At 67.0% G+C, this 19,866-nt stretch carries 18 protein-coding genes; 7 read left to right on the forward strand and 11 right to left on the reverse strand.

What is annotated here, in order from left to right:
- Positions 1-90: 90 nt before the first annotated feature.
- A complete protein-coding gene (locus ToN1_RS09215; protein ID WP_169206171.1) occupies positions 91-510 on the forward strand; it encodes a pilin in 420 nt (139 codons plus the stop codon).
- Positions 511-596: 86 nt separating this feature from the next.
- The gene (locus ToN1_RS09220; RefSeq protein ID WP_169206172.1) at positions 597-2,348 is read left to right on the forward strand and encodes a PglL family O-oligosaccharyltransferase; all 1,752 of its coding nucleotides are present in this window, start codon (positions 597-599) and stop codon (positions 2,346-2,348) included.
- Positions 2,349-2,466: 118 nt separating this feature from the next.
- Here ToN1_RS09220 and ToN1_RS09225 read toward each other — a convergent pair whose 3' ends face one another.
- From ToN1_RS09225 to ToN1_RS09240, 4 genes are all read right to left on the reverse strand, one after another.
- A complete protein-coding gene (locus tag ToN1_RS09225) occupies positions 2,467-3,858 on the reverse strand; it encodes a sigma-54-dependent transcriptional regulator (RefSeq protein ID WP_169206173.1) in 1,392 nt (463 codons plus the stop codon).
- Entirely contained in the window at positions 3,855-5,423 is a 1,569-nt protein-coding gene (locus tag ToN1_RS09230; RefSeq protein WP_169206174.1) for a sensor histidine kinase, read from the reverse strand. Before ToN1_RS09230 ends, ToN1_RS09225 begins: the two co-directional genes overlap by 4 nt.
- 2 nt (positions 5,424-5,425) lie before the next feature.
- Positions 5,426-5,680, reverse strand: coding sequence for a PP0621 family protein (locus tag ToN1_RS09235; protein WP_169206175.1), 255 nt, complete (start codon positions 5,678-5,680; stop codon positions 5,426-5,428).
- Positions 5,681-5,836: 156 nt separating this feature from the next.
- Entirely contained in the window at positions 5,837-6,994 is a 1,158-nt protein-coding gene (locus ToN1_RS09240; RefSeq protein ID WP_169206176.1) for a pyridoxal phosphate-dependent aminotransferase, read from the reverse strand.
- A gap of 66 nt (positions 6,995-7,060) precedes the next feature.
- Here ToN1_RS09240 and mtnA point away from each other — a divergent pair, with 66 nt between their 5' ends.
- Positions 7,061-8,128, forward strand: coding sequence for an S-methyl-5-thioribose-1-phosphate isomerase (gene mtnA, locus ToN1_RS09245; protein ID WP_169206177.1), 1,068 nt, complete (start codon positions 7,061-7,063; stop codon positions 8,126-8,128).
- Positions 8,125-8,778 carry a class II aldolase/adducin family protein gene (locus ToN1_RS09250; protein WP_169206178.1) on the forward strand — a complete coding sequence of 218 codons (654 nt, stop codon included), beginning with the start codon at positions 8,125-8,127 and terminating at the stop codon, positions 8,776-8,778. The genes mtnA and ToN1_RS09250 overlap by 4 nt, the downstream gene beginning before the upstream one ends.
- A 191-nt stretch (positions 8,779-8,969) precedes the next feature.
- Here ToN1_RS09250 and ToN1_RS09255 read toward each other — a convergent pair whose 3' ends face one another.
- The gene (locus ToN1_RS09255) at positions 8,970-9,851 is read right to left on the reverse strand and encodes an NAD(P)-dependent oxidoreductase (protein WP_169206179.1); all 882 of its coding nucleotides are present in this window, start codon (positions 9,849-9,851) and stop codon (positions 8,970-8,972) included.
- Positions 9,851-10,735 carry a 2-hydroxy-3-oxopropionate reductase gene (locus ToN1_RS09260; RefSeq protein WP_169206180.1) on the reverse strand — a complete coding sequence of 295 codons (885 nt, stop codon included), beginning with the start codon at positions 10,733-10,735 and terminating at the stop codon, positions 9,851-9,853. Before ToN1_RS09260 ends, ToN1_RS09255 begins: the two co-directional genes overlap by 1 nt.
- Positions 10,736-10,784: 49 nt before the next feature.
- Here ToN1_RS09260 and ybiB point away from each other — a divergent pair, with 49 nt between their 5' ends.
- Positions 10,785-11,705 carry a DNA-binding protein YbiB gene (ybiB, locus tag ToN1_RS09265; protein WP_169206181.1) on the forward strand — a complete coding sequence of 307 codons (921 nt, stop codon included), beginning with the start codon at positions 10,785-10,787 and terminating at the stop codon, positions 11,703-11,705.
- Between the two features lie 125 nt (positions 11,706-11,830).
- Here the strand turns inward: ybiB and ToN1_RS09270 are convergent, their stop codons facing one another.
- Together ToN1_RS09270 and ToN1_RS09275 are read right to left on the reverse strand one after the other, a co-directional pair.
- Complete coding sequence (locus ToN1_RS09270; protein ID WP_169206182.1) at positions 11,831-12,724, reverse strand: pirin family protein; 894 nt, start codon at positions 12,722-12,724, stop codon at positions 11,831-11,833.
- 97 nt (positions 12,725-12,821) lie between these two features.
- Positions 12,822-13,421 (reverse strand): FMN-dependent NADH-azoreductase, encoded by a 600-nt coding sequence (locus ToN1_RS09275; RefSeq protein ID WP_169206183.1) that lies wholly within the window; start codon positions 13,419-13,421, stop codon positions 12,822-12,824.
- 251 nt (positions 13,422-13,672) lie between these two features.
- Between ToN1_RS09275 and ToN1_RS09280 the strand changes: the two genes are divergently transcribed.
- Both ToN1_RS09280 and ToN1_RS09285 read left to right on the forward strand, forming a co-directional pair.
- Positions 13,673-15,301 carry a methyl-accepting chemotaxis protein gene (locus ToN1_RS09280; protein ID WP_169206184.1) on the forward strand — a complete coding sequence of 543 codons (1,629 nt, stop codon included), beginning with the start codon at positions 13,673-13,675 and terminating at the stop codon, positions 15,299-15,301.
- A 94-nt stretch (positions 15,302-15,395) separates the two neighbouring features.
- Positions 15,396-15,899 (forward strand): disulfide bond formation protein B, encoded by a 504-nt coding sequence (locus tag ToN1_RS09285; RefSeq protein ID WP_169206185.1) that lies wholly within the window; start codon positions 15,396-15,398, stop codon positions 15,897-15,899.
- A 72-nt stretch (positions 15,900-15,971) separates the two neighbouring features.
- On the opposite strand, the gene ToN1_RS09290 is transcribed toward ToN1_RS09285, so the two are convergent.
- The 3 genes from ToN1_RS09290 to ToN1_RS09300 form a co-directional block, all read right to left on the reverse strand.
- Positions 15,972-16,283, reverse strand: a complete 312-nt coding sequence (locus ToN1_RS09290; protein WP_169206186.1) for a PilZ domain-containing protein — start codon at positions 16,281-16,283, stop codon at positions 15,972-15,974.
- Between the two features lie 97 nt (positions 16,284-16,380).
- Positions 16,381-16,605: a YgaP family membrane protein gene (locus ToN1_RS09295; RefSeq protein WP_210148076.1), complete on the reverse strand. Its 225-nt coding sequence runs from the start codon at positions 16,603-16,605 to the stop codon at positions 16,381-16,383.
- Complete coding sequence (locus ToN1_RS09300) at positions 16,602-19,856, reverse strand: efflux RND transporter permease subunit (protein WP_169206187.1); 3,255 nt, start codon at positions 19,854-19,856, stop codon at positions 16,602-16,604. Before ToN1_RS09300 ends, ToN1_RS09295 begins: the two co-directional genes overlap by 4 nt.
- Positions 19,857-19,866 lie beyond the last annotated feature (10 nt).

Genomic DNA, 19,866 nt, shown 5'->3' on the forward strand with positions numbered 1-19,866 from the left:
TCGCAAGCCGTTAAAGCCGTAAGAATTGGCACGCTGATTGCGACAGGGAATCCAAGCGGATTTTCCGTGGTTTCCATCAAGGAGCGCATCATGAAAAAGGTTCAACAAGGCTTTACCCTGATCGAACTGATGATCGTCGTGGCGATTATCGGTATTTTGGCTGCCGTCGCACTGCCCGCGTATCAGGATTACACGACCCGGGCAAAGGTCAGCGAAGTCATCGTTATGAGCGCCCCTGCCAAACTTGCTGTGTCGGAAACGGCGTCGTCCCTTGGATCACTTGCCCTTGTAACCGCATCTAATAGCGGATACACCTTCCCGGGCGCTACGAAGTACGTCAGTAACATCGCGATTGCCGATACCACCGGCGTTGTCACCGTCACCTCGACGGTGCCGGGCGCAACAGGCGACCTTACGATGACGCCGACGGTTGTTGGCGGCGGTCAACTGAAATGGGCCTGCGCATCTACTGCAATCAACTCCAAGTTCCTCCCCTCCGAATGCCGCTGATACCCGCGCGAGTATAGATTTGGCAGAAAAGGCCCCTTTGCAGGGGCCTTTTTATTTCTGCTATAGCACCGCACAATGAACACAACGTGACCATTTCTTCCCCCTCTTTTAAATTGAGCGCCTCCCCTTCGAGTATAAGCCATGTCATTGCGTCCTTTATCCTCGCACTCGGCTGGCTGCTACCCAATCATTACCAACCTTGGGTCTCATTCCACTCCGAGGCGTGGGTCTCCATTGTCCTCTGCGTTTTCGCAGCACTACCTTTTCTTATTTACCGCGAACTCACGGATTGGCACTGGCTCACTTTAGCAATTGGAGCCCTCGCAATTGTTCCAATAACGCAGCTATGGCTCGGACTAATTGATTTTTCCGGCACAGCACTTATTGGCACAATATATCTTTTCGGACTAGCGCTGTCCGTTCAAGCCGGCCACCGCTGGCAACAGTGTAGACGCGACGAGCTCGGCGACATCCTGTTTTTGTCCATCGGAATAGCCGGAACGGCGTCCGTTGGAATACAGCTTCATCAATGGTTGGGACTGGTTACTCAAGACTCGCAGCTTGGTCTTTGGATGCATCAACAGATTGGCTCGCGACCTTACGGCAATCTCGCGCAACCTAATCAACTTTCCACGCTTTTGACCTGGGGAGTTCTTGCGTCCGCATGGGGCTTCTATCGTGGCTTCCTGCGTGGCAGCTTCGCCTTCTTACTCGCATGTTTTCTCGTGGCAGGAATAGCTCTCACACAATCCCGCACGGGAGCCCTCGCCATTTTGATAATCTCTGCCTCAACCGTTTACTGGCGCCGCTCACTACCGCAAAGGACTTTCATTGCCACTCTCTCGCTTACTATCGTTTATATAGCATTCGCCTTTTCAATTTCCCCTGCATGCGAGTTCTTACAACTGGAGCAGGATGAAAACCCGACCGAGCGTCTCTCCGCAGGAATAATGCTCCGTCCGGCAATATGGCGCATGTTTATTGACGCCGTATCCGTCCACCCCTTATCGGGCTATGGAATGAATCAGGTGCTCCATGCGCAAGCAGAGAAAATGCTCGAGCACCCTGAAGCCTTTAGCACTGCTTTCGGTCACTCCCACAACATCTTTATTGACCTCTTGCTCTGGTTTGGGGTTCCTATCGGAGCCATAGCGAGCGTTCTATTAATCCTTTGGTTTGTGACATCGGTTCGCGCCATCAAGCGACCAGAGGACGGGGTTCTCGCTCTCTTTGCAATAGTTATTGGGGTTCATTCCTTACTGGAGTTACCTCTTCACTATGCCTACTTTCTGCTCCCCACTGGAATGGTTATTGGGATGTTAAATCGCGAAAATGGTCGAGGAATAATTCTTCGCAGCTCGCGCCACGCATTCCTAACAGCCCTACTGGTAACAAGCAGCCTTCTTGCACTTTCAATATCTGATTATTTCAGAATTGAAGCAGAAATGGCCGAACTCACACTCGAAAAGAGCTGGCCCGGCATCCAGAAAGGTGATAAACATCCACGAAATATCTTCCTTCTAACCCAGCTCCGGGAGGCTATCCAGCTCGGCCGATTCGCAGAACACTCCGAGATGAGTTCCGAAGAGCTAGATTGGGTCAGAAAGGCAACGACAAATTTTCCGAGCCCCTCGAATCTTTATAAATTATCTAGCGCATATGCGCTTAATGGAAGGAAGCAGGACGCGATTAACTGGCTACGTCGCACCTGCGGACTAGTTCATCCGAAGATTTGCGAGATGGCAAAGAACGAATGGGCCGAAAACCAGGAAAAATTACCGCCAAGTGAGCGCATAGCATGGCCCGCGCAAACGTTCGAAAACACATTCCAGCGATAGCTGGGCCGGATACTGCAGCACGTCTTGTCGTAAGTGAGTCCGTGTAATATTTATGCCCACACGCTGCGCAGCCTACCCGATCCTATCTTCAAGGATTTACCTTTCCCGCCACCTCGGCCTACTCCATCCCCCACTTCTGCAACCGATACCGCAATTGCCTGAGCGTCATTCCCAAGCGCCGCGCCGCCTCGGAACGGTTCCAGCGCGTCTCGTCGAGCATCCTCAGGATCCGGACGCGCTCGTCCTCCCCATCCCCGCCGGGCTCGACGTCCGTCTCCACGGCAAAGGAGTCGGCTGCGGAAAACGGAAGCAAGGCCTGGGCAATCCCTTCCGTTGGATGCAGGTCGATGTCGCCGGCACGGATCTCATCGCCGTCGCAGAGCGCGCACGCGCGTTCAAGCAGGTTCTCGAGTTCGCGGACGTTGCCGGGGAAGGAGTGCTGCCTGAGGGCGGCGACGGCGTCGGGCGCGAGGCGGTGCGGCGGGACGCCATCGCGCTCAGCGAGTCGCGCGAGGATGTGCACGGCCAGTTCGGGAATGTCTTCCGGGCGTTCGCGCAGCGGCGGCACACGCAGCGTGATGACGTTGATGCGGAAATAGAGATCCTGGCGGAACTTGCCGCCTGCCACGAGCTGGGCGAGGTCGCGGTGCGACGCGGAGAGGATGCGCACATCGACGGATTCTTCGGCATGGGCGCCGACGGGACGCACGGCGCGTTCCTGGATCGCGCGCAGCAGCTTGACCTGCATCGCCAGCGGCAGGTCGGCCACCTCGTCGAGGAACAGGGTGCCGCCGCGCGCGGCCTGGAAGAGGCCGTCCTTGTCGAACACGGCGCCGGTGAAGGCACCCTTGCGGTGGCCGAAAAACTCGCTTTCCATGAGTTCGGGCGGGATCGCGCCGCAGTTCACCGGCACGAAGGGGGCGGACGCGCGCGGGCCGAGGTCGTGGATGAGGCGCGCGATCACTTCCTTGCCGGTGCCGGACTCGCCCTGGATGAAGACCGGGGCCTGGTTGCGCGCGAGCTTGGCGATCTGCGCACGCAGGTGCTCGAGCGCCGGGGAGCTGCCGATGAGGGTGCGCGTCGCGCCGCCGGCACCGGGTGCCGGGGTGGCAGCGGTCTGCAGTTTCAGCGCGTGGCTGACGAGCTCGCGCAGGGCCTTTAGCTCGACCGGCTTGGTGACGAAGTCGAAAGCGCCGCACTTCAGGGCGCGGATGGCGGTCTCGATGCTGCCGAAGGCGGTGATGACGGCAACGGGCAGGCCCGGCGAGTGCGACTGGATGTGCGCGACCAGGTCGAGCCCGTCGCCGTCGGGCAGGCGCATGTCGGTGAGGCACAGGCGGTAGCTCTTTTCGGCCAGCAGGCGGCGCGCATCCTCGACCGTTCCGGCGCTATCGCAGGCGAGGCCCATGCGTAGCAGCGAGAGTTCCAGAACTTCGCGGATGTCCTCCTCGTCGTCGACGACCAGGACGTCGATTCCCGCGGGGCGGTTGCGTCGTTCGGATGTATTCATGGCTGACTCCGTCCGGTGAGCACGAAATGGGCGCCCGGCGCATTGTCGCGCAATTCGAGCGTCGCGCCATTCGCTTCTGCCAGTTCGCGGGAGATGTAGAGGCCCAGCCCGGTGCCCTTGGGGTGCGTCGTGAAGAAGGGTTCGAACATGCGCGGGCGGTCGGACTCGGCGATGCCGGGGCCGTCGTCGATGACGTGCACGGCCACCCGCCCACCCGCTTCCGCACTGGCGAAGACACGCACGGAACCGGGCGCACCGGAGCAGTAGCGCCGCGCGTTGCCGACCAGGTTGTCGAGGATCTGGTGTAGGTGCGCGCGGTCGATCGCGAAGCTGGCATCCTCGGGGATGTCGAGGGCGAAGACTGCGCGCTCGGCGCCGCCACGCAGCGCGAACTCGTCCAGCAGCGCGCACGCGAAGGACGCCAGCGGCAATGCCTCGGGCAGCATTTCATCGCGCCGCCCGAGCGCCAGCACGTCGCGGATCATGCGCTCGATGCGGCGGGCGTTGTCGTTGATGATGCGCACGAGGCGGACCTGGACGTCGCCGCGCTTTTCCTCCGTCAGCAGCTCGGCGGCCTGGGTGACGGCCGACAGCGGATTGCGGATCTCGTGCGCCATGCTGGCCGTGAGGCGTCCCAAGGCGGCCAGCTTGAGCTGCTGTATATGGGTCTGGATTTCCTCGAAGTCGGTGAGATAGATCACCGTCTCGCCGCCCTCCGCGCTGCGCCCGTCTGCGTCCTCCTGCGCGCCGACCGCCCGGCAGCGCAGCAGTTTTCCGGCTGGCCCGAGGCGGCGCAGACTGCCTTCGGGAACGCTGCAGCAGGCGGGCACATCGGCGAAATTCTCATCGACGTCGGTCAGGCGCAGGCCGTCGACGCTGCTCAAGCCCAGCAGCTCCGCCGCGCGCGGATTGGCCTGGCGGACGATGCCGTCGGCCGCAACGACCAGCACGCCGTCCTGCATGTCATGAATGATGCGCTCGTTGACCGCCTGCTGCTTGGCGAGCGCCTCGCCGCGCTGCACCGCGAGCGATTCGTTGGCCTTGGCGCGCAGCGCGAGAAAGCGCGCCGTGATCGCGATGCCGAAGAAGGCGGTGCAGACGAAGGCGACCTGCAGGAAGTCCGCCGCGCGCTCGCCGGCAACGAAACGCCAGACGTTTTCGCCCAGTACGGCGACGGTCGCGAGCGCGGCATAGAACAGGACCATGCGCCCTTCGGCGACGAGCCCTGCCGCGGCGAGGACGACCATCATCAGCACGGGCATGCCGCTGCGGTAGCCGCCGCTGGCCCACATCATCACCGCGAGGACGGCAATGTCGATCACAACCTGCGCGGTGATGATGCGGTCTACGCCGAAGCGGCGTGCAGCGTCGGGGAATCCCAGCGCCAGCACCGCGGCGAGGTAGGCAAAGGCCGCGGCGTTGAAGACTTGCGGCGCCTCCGCGCCCAGATTGAGTTCGAGGCCGGCGACGAGGAAGAGCCCCGCGAGGATCAGGCGGAAGAGGTTCAGGTAGCGCAGGGGGCCCCGGCGCGCGAGGTCGCGGCGTTCGTCCGCGGCGGCACGCATATTCAGGGTTCCTGGCGCTGCGTGCCTAGCCGGCGATGCTCCTCGCAACAGAAGAAGCGCTCACCGTCGCGCACGCCCTCGCTCTCGGGAACGTGGACGCCGCAATAGCCGCAGGCGACCATGCGCTCAGGCACGCCCTTGCGGCGCTCGCCAGTCTGCTTGCCTGCCGGCGTGTCACCGTCGCCCGGCCGGTTCAGGGCGCGGCGCACCCACCAGATGCCGACCAGGGCAAGGACCAAGAGGAGCAGGTTTCGCACGATACGGATTTACCAAGACGGCTGGCAGATACCACCGTTCGCCCTGAGCTTGTCGAAGGGCATGAGCAGGGTTTCGACAGGCTCAGCCCGAACGGTAGCGGGTTGCCGGACCAGTTACGGGAATACCAAGCGGGAGAGTCTAGCACGCGCTCCGCATCAGACCTTCTGCAGGCGTTCGCACGCTGCCGCCAGCGTCGCCTCGTTCTTCGCGAAGCAGAAGCGGATCACGCGCTCGTCACGCCCGTCGGCAAAGAAGGCCGACACGGGGATTGCGGCCACCCCCGTCTCGCGCGTGAGCCGCTGCGCAAAGACGGTATCGGGCTCGTCCGAGATCGCGCCGTAGCGCGCGAGCTGGAAATAGGTGCCAGACGAGGGCAGCAGCGCGAAGCGCGAACCTGCGAGCGCTTCACGGAAGAAGTCGCGCTTGCCCTGGTAGAAGGCCGCGAGCTTCTCGTGGCGCGACGCATCGGCCATGTAGTCCGCGAGCGCGAGCTGCACCGGCGTATTCACCGTGAACACGTTGAACTGGTGCACCTTGCGGAATTCCGCCATCAGCTCGCGCGGCCCGACGACGTAGCCGACCTTCCAGCCGGTGATGTGGTAGGTCTTGCCGAAGCTCGACACGATCAGGCTGCGCGCGGCCAGTTCCGGATGGCGGGCGCAGCTCTCGTGGCGCAGGCCGTCGAAGACGATGTGCTCATACACCTCGTCGGAGACGATGACGATGCCGGTGCCGTGCGTCAGCGCCGCCAGCCGCGCCATGTCGCCGGCCGTCCATACCGTGGCGGTCGGGTTGTGCGGGCTGTTGATCATGATCATGCGCGTGCGCGGCGTGATCGCCTCGGCCACCGCGCCCCAGTCCGGCCGGTAGTCCGGCGCTGCCAGCTGCATGCGCACGACGCGCCCGCCCTGCAGCTCGATTGCCGGCGCGTACGAGTCGTACACCGGCTCGAACACGATGACCTCGTCGCCCGGTCGCACGAGCGCCGCGACCGCGGTAAATAGCGCCTGCGTCGCACCGGCCGTCACCGTGACCTCGGTCTCGGGGTCGTACGCGGTGCCGTAGAGCGTGGAAACCTTGCGCGCGATCGCCTCGCGCAGCGGCGCGACGCCGCCCATCGGCGCGTACTGGTTGTGTCCCGTGCGCATCCAGTGCGCGACGCGCTCGAACAACACGTCCTCGGCGTTAAAATCGGGGAAGCCCTGCGACAGGTTGATCGCTCCGCACTCCTGCGCGAGGCGCGACATCACGGTGAAGATCGTCGTGCCGACATTCGGCAGGCGGGATTCGAGCGGGGCGGGGAAGTGGGGCATGGCAACTCGGTTGGGGCCTGGGAGCGTCACATTCTCGCAGACCCGCCGCGCGGATAAAATGGCGCGATGTTTACCCAGCCCATTCCCACGATCCGCCGCGACGGCGACGCCGTCGTCATCCTCGACCAGACCCTGCTGCCGCACGCGTGCGAGCTGCGCCGCTTGACCTCGCTCGACGAGGTCGCGACCGCGATCCACGCGATGCAGGTGCGCGGCGCCCCGCTCATCGGGGCGACGGCAGCTTACGGCGTCGCGATCGCCCTCGCGGCCGATGCGAGCGATGTCCGCCTCGAGCAGGCACTGACGACACTGGCTGCAACCCGCCCGACCGCCGTGAACCTGCACTGGGCGCTCGGAAAGATGCGCGAACGCCTGTCCCTCGTCACCCCGGCCGAGCGCCACGCCGCGGCCTGGCGCGAAGCCGAGACGATCCACCGCGACGACGCCGAGATGTGCGCCGCGATCGGCGGACACGGCCTCGCGATCCTCGAACGCCTCGCCGCCGGACTCGATCGCCCGCTGCGCGTGATGACCCACTGCAACGCGGGCTGGCTCGCCACTTGCGGCGCCGGCACCGCCCTCGCCCCCGTGTATGCGGCAAAGGCGCTCGGTCTCGCAGTCGAGGTGTGGGTCAGCGAAACGCGCCCGCGCAACCAGGGACTGCTCACCGCATGGGAACTGCGCGAAGCGGGCGTGCCGCTGCGCCTCATCGCCGACAACGCGGCGGGCATCCTGCTCGCGCGCGGCGAGGTCGACGTCGTGATCACCGGCGCCGACCGCGTGGCCGCCAACGGTGACGCGGCGAACAAGGTCGGCACCTATCTGAAGGCGCTCGCCGCGCGCGAACACGGCGTGCCCTTCTACATCGCCGCGCCCTTCTCGACCGTGGATTTCGGCTGCGCCGACGGCGGCGCGATCCCGATCGAGGACCGCGGCCCGGGCGAAGTGTGCACGGTGCTCGGAGTGGACGGCGACGGCGCGGTGAAGACGCTGCGCCTCGCGCCCGAAACCACCGCCGCGGCCAACCCCGCGTTCGACGTGACGCCCGCCCGCTGCATCACCGGCATCATCACCGAGCGCGGCGTGTGCGCCCCCGGACGACTGCGCGACCTGTATCCGGAAGCGACGCGATGAGCCTTTCCGTCGACCTCGCGGTACGCGAAAGACTTCTCGCGACCGCGCACGCGATGAGCACGGCCGGACTCAACACCGGCACCGCCGGCAACGTCAGCGTGCGCGTCGACGGCGGCATGCTCATCACGCCAAGCGGCATGCCCCCCGCCGCCTGCACGCCCGAGAACATGGTGATCGTCGCTGCGGACGGCAGCGCCAGCGGACGCCTCGCGCCGTCGAGCGAATGGCGTTTCCACCACGACCTCTACGCACGACGCCCGGAAGCGGGCGCGATCCTGCACGCGCATGCACCCTTCGCGACCTCGCTCGCATGCCAGCGCATCGAGATCCCGCCCTTCCACTACATGATCGCGCGCTTCGGCGGCAACACCGTGCGCTGCGCGCGCTACGCGACTTTCGGCACGCAGGAACTGTCCGACAACATCCTCGCCGCGATGGACGGGCGCTCCGCCTGCCTGATGGCCAACCACGGCATGCTGGTGTTCGGCCGCGATCTCGACAACGCGCTCGACCTCGCGATCGAGTTCGAGACGCTGTGCGAACAGTACTGGCGCAGCCGCCAGCTCGGCGAGCCGGTGCTGTTGTCGGAGGCCGAGATGGCCGAGGTCATCGAGCGCTTCCGCTGGTACGGCAAGCCGCGGGCGGCCTAGGAGCCTGTGGGACTCGAAGGAAATCGGCTGCAAGTCCGCCTGGGCGGTCCATATTTCGCCGCCTTCTTGGTCAATAGAATAACTATTGACCTGCAATATCGACAAAATCTGTCCTCGCCCAGCCGAATTTTCGCTTCGATTCCGCAAATCAGACAGGCTCCTAGCCGGGCATCAGCCCGGCAGCGGCCAGGTCAATCGGCGCCGCGCCCGGACGCGCGCTCCACCACGCGGAGCAGACCGGACGTGTCGTCGTGCGCGCCGCCCTGTGACATCAGCGCGTTGAGCTGCTGCCACACCTGCGCCGCGACCGGCAGCGGCGTGCCGAGGCGCGCGGCCTCGTCCATCAGGATGCCGAAATCCTTGTGATGCAGGCGCGCCTCGATGCCCGCGGCGAAGTCTCGCCGGATCATGCGGTCACCCATGACGTCGAGCATCCGCGACGATGCCGAGCCGCCCATCAGGGCCTCGCGCACCTTGGCGGCATCGACGCCGTGCGCCTGCGCGAGCAGCATGGCCTCGGCGCAGGCCTGGATCGCCGCGACCATCACCATCTGGTTGCACGCCTTGGCGACCTCGCCGGCGCCGTTGTCGCCGACATGCACGATTGCGCGGGAGAAGGTCGCGAGCAGCGGGCGCACGCGCTCGAGCACCGCCGCATCGCCGCCGACCATCATCGCCACCGTCCCCGCCTCCGCGGCGACCGATCCGCCCGACACCGGGGCGTCGAGCATCGCTGCGCCGCGCACGGCCAGCGCGGCGGCGATGCGGCGCGTCGTGCCCGGGGCGATCGTGCTCATGTCCACATGCACCCAGCCCGGCCGCGCGCCTTCGACAAAGCCACCCTCGCCCAAGGCGACGCGCTCGACGTCCTCGCTGGTCGTGACGATCGTGAAGGCGACGTCCGTGGCCGCGGCGAGCTCGGCCGGCGTCGCATGCACGACCGCGCCCGTGCCTTCGAAGGATGCGACGCTTTCGGGGCGCCGCGCCCACAGGTGCAGGCGGTGGCCGGCGCGCTGCAGGTGCTGCGCCATCGGGCGCCCCATCGCACCCAGACCGACGAATCCGACCTCCATCAGTCGTCGCCCTCCCCGCCGCTCATGCGCTCGAGGAGCTTCAGCATCGCGATCGAGTCGTTCTCGCCCAGGCCGCTGCCGACCATCGCATTGAGCATCTGCGCGGTCGCGGCGGAAGTCGGCAGCGCGAGGCCGAGGCGGTGCGCCTCTTCCATCACGATGCGCAGGTCCTTCTGGTGCATCCACGCCTTGAAGCCGGGCTTGAAGTTGCGGTCGAGCATGCGCTGGCCGTGGTTCTCCAGCACGCGCGAATAGGCGAAGCCGCCGAGCAGCGCCTCACGCACCTTCGCGGCATCCACCCCGCTCTTCTGCGCGAAGTTCATCGCCTCGGCCACCGCGGCGACGCCGACGCCGGTGAGGATCTGGTTGCACGCCTTGGCGACCTGGCCGGCACCGCTCGCGCCGATCAGCGACACCGTCTTGCCGATCGCCTCGAAGACGGGCTTCACGCGCTCGAACGCGGCCGCGTCGCCGCCGACCATGATCGTCAGGGTCGCGTTGATCGCGCCGATCTCGCCGCCCGACACCGGCGCGTCCAGCATCTCGATGCCGCGCGCCTTGAGCTTCGCCGCGATGGCCTGCGCGGCGGCGGGTGCGATGGTGCTCATGTCGACGAAGATCAGGCCCGCGCGGGCCCCGTCGGCCACACCCTGCGGGCCGAGCGCGACGTGCTCGACGTCGGGCGCATCCGCGACCATCGTGATGACGACCTCGACACGCGACGCCACCTCCGCCGCGCTCGCGCAGTCGCCCGCGCCGGCGTCGAGCAGCGGCTGCATCGACTCGCGCCGACGGCTCCATACGTGCACCTTGTGCCCGGCCTTCATCAGGTTCAGCGCCATCGGGCGCCCCATCAGGCCGAGGCCGACGAATCCGACTTCCATTTCGATTCTCCTGTGGCTGGAACGCGCATGGCGACGCATAATCGCCGCCATGACCTACGCCCCCATCATCAAGGAAATCGGCCGTGGCGCCAAGGGCGCGCGCGATCTCGACGCTGCCCAGGCGGAAGCGCTCTTCGGCGACATGCTGGACGGCAAGGTGCCGGACCTGGAGCTCGGTGCCGTCATCGTGTCGCTGCGCATCAAGAGCGAGTCGCGCGACGAGCTGCTGGGCTTCAAGCGCGCGATGGATGCCCGCTGTGCTCAAGTCGCGGTGCCGCCGGGGCCGCGCTGCGTGATCCTGCCGACCTACAACGGCGCGCGCCGCCAGGCCAACCTGATGCCGCTCGTCGCGCTGCTGCTCGCACGCGAAGGCGTGCCGGTGCTGATCCAGGGGCGGCACGATTTCGAGTCACGCGTGAGTCCGTTCGAATTGCTCGCGGCGCTCGGCATCCATCCGGCGCTCGGAGTCGGCGAGGCGCACCGCGAACTCGCGGAAAAGCGCATCGCCTGCCTGCGCCTCGACGAGCTAGTGCCGGGGCTCGATGCCCTGTTGAGCCTGCGCCTGCGCCTGGGCGTGCGCGGCAGCGGGCACACGATGGCGAAGCTCGTCGACCCGTGCATCGGCCGCAGCGTGCGGGTGGTCGCGGTGACGCACCCGGAGTATCTCGAGCGCATGCACGAGTTCCTCGTCGCGGACGGCGGGCGGGCGATGCTGATGCGCGGCACCGAAGGCGAAGCCTACGCGAATCCGCGCCGCCGGCCGGCAATGCAGGCGTTCCGCGATGGCGCCGCAGAACTCGCGTGGACCGCGGAGGAAGGCGGCGCGCCGCCGCTGGAGGGGCTGCCGGATGCACCGGGCGTGGAAGAGAACGCGGCGCTCATCCGGGCGATGCTGGCCGGCAAGGTTCCCGTGCCGCAACCGGTGCTCGATCAGGCCGCGTTGCTCGTGCGGCTCGCGACCGAAGCCTGACGCGACCTGTAAGCTCTGCGCCCGACAGGCGAGACCTCGACCACGACGAAAGCCCAGGGAGGGGAGACTCCCGCCGTAGTTGAAGCCTCTCCTGTCGGGCGCAGATCGGGCAGTACGGTTCCGGGTCAGCCGGCAATCGGCGCGAACCGTCCGTCCCGGTAGTCCGCGAGTGCCTGGTGGATCTCGGCCTGCGTGTTCATCACGAAGGGTCCGTACTGCGCGATCGGCTCGCCCAGCGGCCGGCCGGCGATCAGCAGCACGCGCGCCGGCGCCTCGCCCGCTTCGATGACGACGCCATCGGCGGCGGCGTCATTGGCGAAGATCGCCATGCGTTGCACCGCCACCGGCGTACCGGCGACCGTGACCGCGCCGCGATACACGTAGATGAAAGCATTGTGCCCGGCCGGCAGCGATTGCGCGAAACGCGCGCCCGCCGGCAGGTGGATGTCGAGATACAGCGGCGCGGTCGCTTCGCGCCTCACCGCGCCCGCAACGCCGTGGCTCTCGCCGGCGATCACGGTCACCTCGGCGCCCGCCGTGGTCGTGAAGGACGGCAGATCGCCGGCGGTGAAGTCCCGATACCAGGGCGCGCACATCTTGTCCCCGCCGGGCAGGTTCAGCCACAGCTGGAAGCCTTCCATCACGCCCTCTTCCTGCTCGGGCAACTCGGAGTGGATCACGCCGCTGCCGGCCGTCATCCACTGCACGCCACCGTTCTCGAGCAGGCCCTCGTGGCCCGCGCTGTCGCGGTGGCGCATGCGGCCGGCGATCATGTAGGTGACGGTTTCGAAGCCGCGGTGCGGATGGTCCGGGAAACCGGCGATGTAATCGCCCGGGTCGTTGCTGCCGAAGGCGTCGAGCATCAGGAAGGGATCGAGGCGGCGCTGCAGCGGCTGCGTGAGCACGCGGGTGAGCTTGACGCCCGCGCCGTCGGACGTGGCCTGCCCGGCCACGAGACGCTCGACGCTGCGCGAGCGGGCGACGTCTTCACTGTTGCGTTGCTGTTGCGTGACGGACATGGTGTGGTCCTCCGTGTCGGGGTCGGGGGTGCTCTCTGTATTCCTCCGGCGCCGGATCGATGCGTCCGGCGTCCGGGTATGCACGGCTGCGAGTCGCTTACGCGAAGGCGGCCTCGATGTCGCGTTGGGCCTCGGCGAAGGCCTGTTGTTCCGCCTCCGGCCCCATCGCGAGTCCTTCGGCATAGACGAAGGTGATGTCGGTCATGCCGAGGAAGCCGAGCACGATCTTGAGGTAGGGCACCTGCGAATCCCAGTCGGTGCCGCGATACTTGCCGCCGCGCGTCAGCGCGACATACACCTTCTTGCCCTTCAGCAGGCCTTCCGGACCGTTGGCGGTGTATTGGAAGGTCTCCTTGGCACGGGCGATCGCGTCAATCCAGTTCTTGAGCTGCGCCGGCACGCCCAGGTTGTACATCGGCACGCCCAGCACAACGGCGTCGGCCGCCTTGATCTCGGCGATCAGCACGTCGTCGAGCGCGACGCGCTCGGCCTGCGCCGGGGTGCGCTGTTCGGCGGGGGTGAAGAGCGCGCCGAGGGCCGCTTCGTCAAGGACCGGGTGCGGGTTGCGGGCGAGGTCGCGCACGACCAGGCTGGCACCGGGGTTCTCGGCGCGCAGGCGCACGACGATGCTGTTGGCGAGACGGGTGGAAGCGGAGCCTTCGCTGCGGGCGCTGGAATTGATTTGCAGGATGTTCATCGTGGGCATCTCCATGTGTGCGGTTGGTGTGCGTACCTTAGGGGACAAACTATTGCGAAAAAAGCCACATCCACGGATCTCACTGTTCCTCGAACTGCACCAATCGCACCGGAACACCATCCCGCCGTTCCGCTTGGGCGGGAAATTCTCCTCAAGTCGCCCCGCTTGTGAGACGTTAACGATTCACTACAAAAAACGGTTCGCGACACGCGAAAGCCGTATCACAAAATCCGAAAAGGAACGGAGGAGACATGCAGTCGAAGACCCTTTCGATCAGGGCTGCCCTGATCGCGCTGTCGCTCGTCGTGCTGACGACGCTGTCGATCGTGGGAGGCATAGGCCTGCGCAGTGTCGCGAGCCTGGAAGCGTCCGTCGCGCGCGGGCAGGAGGCGGCGAACGCAGTCGGCCGCCAGATGGAAGCGGACTTGCTGCGGGGCACGGTGCGCAGCGACGTGCTGACCACGCTGCTCGCGACCGAGCGGCGCGATTACGTCGCGATCGAGGAATCGGGGCGTCAGCTCCATGCGGACGTCGCCCTGCTCGAGGAGGCGTTCGGCAAGCTTGCCGAGCAGGAACTCAGCCCCGAGATCCGCTCAGGCATCGAGGCGATGCGCCCGGCCCTGGAACGCTACGCCAACAACGCCAAGCGCATCGTCGGCAAGCTGGTCGGCGGCTACAGCGACACCGGCGCGCTGCTGGTCGAATTCACCAAGGACTATGCCGCGCTGCAGGACGAGATGGCGCGATTTTCGGCGCACATCGCGGAGGAGGCCGCGACCCGGCGGGAGGCTGCGCGCGACACGCTGCGCTTCAGCCAGTGGGCGATGGCTGCGGCGGTGATCGCGGCGACCTTCGTGATCGGGATGCTGTGCTGGCTCACCTACCGCCACATCGTGCCGCCACTGAGCGCGCTCGCACACACCGCACACGGCATCCGCACCAGCGGCGACCTGACGCTGCGTGCGCCTGCGGGCGGCGACAACGAGATCGGCCGCACCGTCGCGGCCTTCAACCACCTGCTCGAGAACCTGCAGGCCATCGTGCGCGACGTGCGCTCGAGCGGTGCCAGCATCCACGAGCACAGCGAACGCCTCGTCGACGTCGCGGGCACGACCGTCGCCACCAGCGCGACCCAGAACGAGGCGGCCTCCGCGATGGCTGCCACCGTCCAGCAGCTGGCGGTCAGCATCCGGCAGGTCTCCGACCACGCGCGCGAGGTGGCCGGCGCCGCCGCCGAATCGGATCGCCTGTCGCGCGAAGGCGTCGCCGTCGCGACCGATGCGTCGGAGGCGATCCAGCGCATCGCCTCCGACGTGCGCAGCGCATCGGAGACGGTCGCGGCGCTCGGCAAGGACGCCCAGCTGATCTCGGGCATCGTGCACGCGATCAACGACATCGCCGACCAGACCAACCTGCTCGCGCTGAACGCGGCGATCGAGGCCGCGCGCGCAGGCGAACAGGGGCGCGGCTTCGCGGTCGTCGCCGACGAGGTGCGCAAGCTCGCCGAACGCACGACGCAATCGACGCGCGAGATTGCCGGCATCGTCGCGCAGATCCAGAACGGCACGCGCAGCGCGGTCGCCTGCATGGAGGACGGCGTCGAGCATGTCGGCGACGGCGTCGGGCTCGCGCGCGCCGCCGGCGATGCGATCCGCAAGGTCGCCGATGTCGCCGGCACTGCCGCCCGCGCGGTCGCGGAGATCACGCATGCCCTCGACGAGCAGGACGCCGCGGGCGAGGACATCGCACGCAACGTCGAGCAGGTCGCCGACGTGGCCGCGCGCAACCACGAGGCGGCCGAGCGCTCCGCGAGCCACGCGCACGAGCTGGCCGGGCTGTCGCGCGCGCTCGAGGATGCCGTGGGGCGTTTCACGGTGTGAGGGGCACCGGGGCGGGCGTTGAACTTTTCGCCGCCCCCGGCGACGAATGGCGACGCGTGACCTACAATCGCGCCTCGTTCACCCGTCCGTACTCATGATGAATACATCCACCCCACCCTCCCGTGCTCTCTTCCTCGGCCTCTTCGCCGCCTGCGTCGGCCTGCTCGGGTTCGGGCTGTACCTCCAGCATTACGTCGGCCTCGAGCCCTGCCCGATGTGCATCATGCAGCGCTATGCCTTCATCGCCATCGCGCTCTTCGCGCTCGTCGCAGGCCTCCACAATCCGGGGCGCACCGGCACGCGCCTCTATTCGGGGCTGATCCTCGTGGCGGCGCTCGCAGGCGGAGGTGTCGCCGCACGCCAGACGTGGATGCAGATCTATCCGCCGGAAGTCGCGGAATGCGGGCCGGACCTCGAATTCATGCTCGGCAGCTTCCCGCTGGCGGACGCGCTGCCGATGATTTTCCAGGGCGCGGGCGACTGCTCGAAGGTGGACTGGAGCTTCCTGGGCCTGTCGATCGCCAACTGGTCGCTGGTGATGCTGACACTGGTCACGGTCGGGGCGATCACGGTGATCGTGCGCGCAAAGGGACGTTGACACTGCCAAAGCCCGCCCTCGGCCGACGGGGCCATCACGCGACGGGCTGACGGGGGAGCGTGGGGAGCGGCTTCAGCCGACGACGCGCACGGTCGTGCCGCCGATCTCGTACATGCCCTGCCCGAGCGCGTGGCAGCGCTTGACCTCCAGCCGCGTCACGAGCGGCGGACGGGCGACGGAGCCGTTGCCGGGCACCGAGACCATCACCTCCAGCACCTCGGCCTGCCCGGGCACGTAGGGCGCGCGCAGCGTCATCCCGCCGACGCCGATCTCCACGCATTCGCCACGGATCGTCTCGCCCGTCTTAAGGCGGATCACCGCCGGACAGCCGAGCGGGATGCGGCGGTCGAGCCGCCGTTCAACGTGGGATGCGCGATCGTTCATGGGCCGGAGGGGCTTCCGCTTCGATGACAGGCCGATTGTAGCCTCCCGCCGTCATCCGCGCCGATTCCTTTCGCAGCCCCTGCGGGCACGCGGAGGATCAGCGGCAGCTGCCGCCGTCCGGCACGCCGGCCTTGCGCAGGAAGATCTCCAGCGGGCAGAAGCGCGTGAAGCCGCTCTGGAACAGATTCGCGCCGACGAAGGCGGTGAACCACAGGAAGTTCTTGTTCACGAACAGCGGCGAGGCCTCGACGCCGAGCGCGAGCGAGATCAGCACGAAGGCGCCGGCGAAGATGCGGACGAACTGGTTGACGGTCAGCGTCATGGTGTTTCTCCTTGCAGTTGCGCGATGCGGCCCCGCATCGCGGCGAAATACAGCACCGGGATCACCACCAGCGTGAGCAGCGTGGACACCAGGATGCCGAAGATGAGGCTGATCGCCAGCCCGTTGAAGATGGGGTCGTCGAGGATGAAGAGCGCGCCGATCATCGCCGCCAGCGCGGTCAGGCCGATCGGCTTCGCGCGCACCGCGGCGGCGCGGATCACCGCCTCGCCGAGTTCCATGCCGCCACGCACCTGCTGGTTGACGAAATCGACGAGCAGGATGGAGTTGCGCACGATGATGCCGGCGAGCGCGATCATGCCGATCATCGAGGTCGCGGTGAATTGCGCCCCGAGCAACGCATGCCCGGGCATCACGCCGATGATGGTGAGCGGGATCGGCGCCATGATGATGAGCGGCGCGAGGTAGCTCCTGAACTGCGCGACGACCAGCAGGTAGATCAGGATCAGGCCCACCGCGTAGGCCGCGCCCATGTCGCGGAAGGTTTCATACGTGACCTGCCATTCGCCGTCCCACTTCACGCTGTAGCCCGCAAAGGCGTCGTCCGGGGCGCGGATGAACCATTCGCCGAGCGTGCCGGCGAGGCCCGGAGCGCCCGCGAGCGCCATGCCGTTGATCTGCGAACGGATGTCGAACATGCCGTACAAGGGCGAGTCGAGCCGTCCGCCCATGTCGCCGGTGACGTACACCACGGGCAGCAGATCCTTGCGGTAGATCACCTGCTCGCGCGTCGTGTCCTGCACGGTGACGAGTTCCGACACCGACACCAGGGTGCCGTCGCGCGCGCGCACCTTGAGCGCGAGCAGCGCATCGACGCTGGATTGCCGTTCCGACGGCAGCTGGATGCGCACCGGGATCTCGTACTTGTTGTCGCCGCCATGGATCGGCGTGACGTCCTCGCCCGCCAGCCCCAGGCGCACGACCTCGACGATGTCGGCCTGCGCGACGCCCATGCGCGCGGCCTTGGCCTGGTCGACGCGCAGCACGAGCTTGGGCGCCGCCTCGTCGACGGTGTCGTCGACGCCGACGATGTCCGCAGTGCCCTCGAAGGCGGCGCGCACCTTGCCGGCGACGGCGGTCTGCCCGGCGTAGTCGGGCCCGTACACTTCCGCGACGATGGGAGAGAGCACCGGCGGCCCCGGCGGCACTTCGACCACCTTGGCGTTGCCGCCGGCCGCCCGTGCGATGCGCGTGACCTCGTCGCGCACGGCGACCGCGATCTCGTGACTCTTGCGGTGACGATGTTTCTTGTCGACGAGGTTCACCTGGATGTCGCCCATCTCGGGGGCGCTGCGCAGGTAGTACTGACGCACGAGGCCGTTGAAGTTGATCGGGCTCGCGGTGCCGGCGTAGGCCTGCCAGTCGGACACCTCCTCGACCGTGCCGAGATGCTCGCCGATCTCGCGCAACACGCGGGCGGTCTCCTCGACCGGCGTGCCGACCGGCATGTCGAGCACGACCTGGAACTCGCTCTTGTTGTCGAAGGGCAGCATCTTCAGCACGACCAGCTGCACCGCCGGCAAGGCGACCGACACGCCGATCAGCGCAAACACCACGAGCCACAGCTTGAGCCGCGCGCGGCCGCCCTTGAGCGGGTCGAGCATCGGCGTCATGGTGCGACGGAACAGGCGGTCGAGCCAGGCCGTGAGCCTGTCCTCGCCCTCGTGGTGATGCGCGTCCACCGACTTCAGCAGCTTCTGCGCGAGCCACGGCGTGACGACGAAGGCGACCGCCAGCGAGATGAACATGCCCATCGACGCGTTGATCGGGATCGGGCTCATGTAGGGCCCCATCAACCCCGTGACGAAGGCCATCGGCAGCAGCGCCGCGATCACCGTGAAGGTCGCCAGGATCGTCGGCCCGCCGACCTCGTCGACGGCGCGCGGGATGAGCTGCCACAGCGGTGTGTCGGGCTCCAGGGTGTGCCAGCGGTGGATGTTCTCGACCACCACGATCGCGTCATCGACAAGGATGCCGATGGAGAAGATCAGCGCGAAGAGGCTCACGCGGTTGAGTGTGAAGCCCCACGCCCAGGAGGCGAACAGCGTCGCCGCGAGCGTGAGGCCGACCGCGACGCCGACGATCAGCGCCTCGCGCCGGCCGAGCGCGAAGAACACCAGCAGCACGACCGCGCCCGTCGCGAACACCAGCTTGCCGATCAGCGTGTTGGCCTTGTCGTTGGCGGTCTGGCCGTAGTTGCGCGTGACGGTGAATTCGACGCCCTCGGGGATCAGCTGGCCGCGCAAGCCGTCGGCGCGCGCGAGCACCGCATCGGCGACGTCCGCCGCGTTGGCGCCGGGCTTCTTCGACACCGCCAGCGTCACCGCCGGGAAGGCGCCCTGCTCGGCGATGCCCTTCTGCGCCGCCGCTGCGCCGGTGCCGAACCACACGTACTGTGTCGCCTGCTCCGGGCCGTCCTCGATGCGCGCCACGTCGCGCAGGTACACGGGCTTGCGCTCCTGCACCCCGACGACGAGGCCGCGCACGTCCTCCGCGGATTCCAGATAGGTGCCGGTCTGCACCAGCACCTCGCGGTTGCCCGCGACCAGGCTGCCGGCCGGCTGCGAGGCGTTCGCGAGCTGCAGCGCGGCGCGCACGTCCTGCGCGGTGATGCCGTGGGCGTTCATGCGCTGCGTGTCGAGCAGCACGCGCACGACGTGGCCGGGGCCGCCGAGGGTCGTCACGTCGCGCGTGCCGTCGATGCGCTTCAGTTCCAGCTCGACCGCACGCGACACCTGCTGCAGCTCGAAGCCGCTGCGCGCGGAGTCGGCGGTCCAGAAGGTCAGGCTCACGATCGGCACGTCGTCGATGCCCTTGGGCTTGACGATGGGCTCGCCGACGCCCAGCTGCGGGCTCAGCCAGTCCTTGTTCGAATGCACGGTGTCGTAGAGGCGCACCAGCGCGTCCTGGTTCGGCACGCCGACCTCGAACTGCACCGTGATCACCGCCATGCCGGGGCGCGACACGGAATACACGTGCTCGACGCCGGCCATGCGCGCGAGCACCTGCTCGCCGGGGCGCGCCACCAGCGCCTCGACGTCGCGCGCGGACGCCCCGGGGAAAGGCACCAGCACGTTGGCCATCGTCACGTCGATCTGCGGCTCTTCCTCCTTGGGCGTGATGAGCGTCGCGAACACGCCCATCAGCAGCAGGATCAGCGCCAGCAGCGGCGTCAGCGCGTTGCGCTGGAAGGCGCCGGCGATGCGGCCGGAGATGCCGAGCGGAGCGCTCATGGTCGCCCTC

The organism is Aromatoleum petrolei (assembly GCF_017894385.1).
Classification (GTDB): domain Bacteria; phylum Pseudomonadota; class Gammaproteobacteria; order Burkholderiales; family Rhodocyclaceae; genus Aromatoleum; species Aromatoleum petrolei.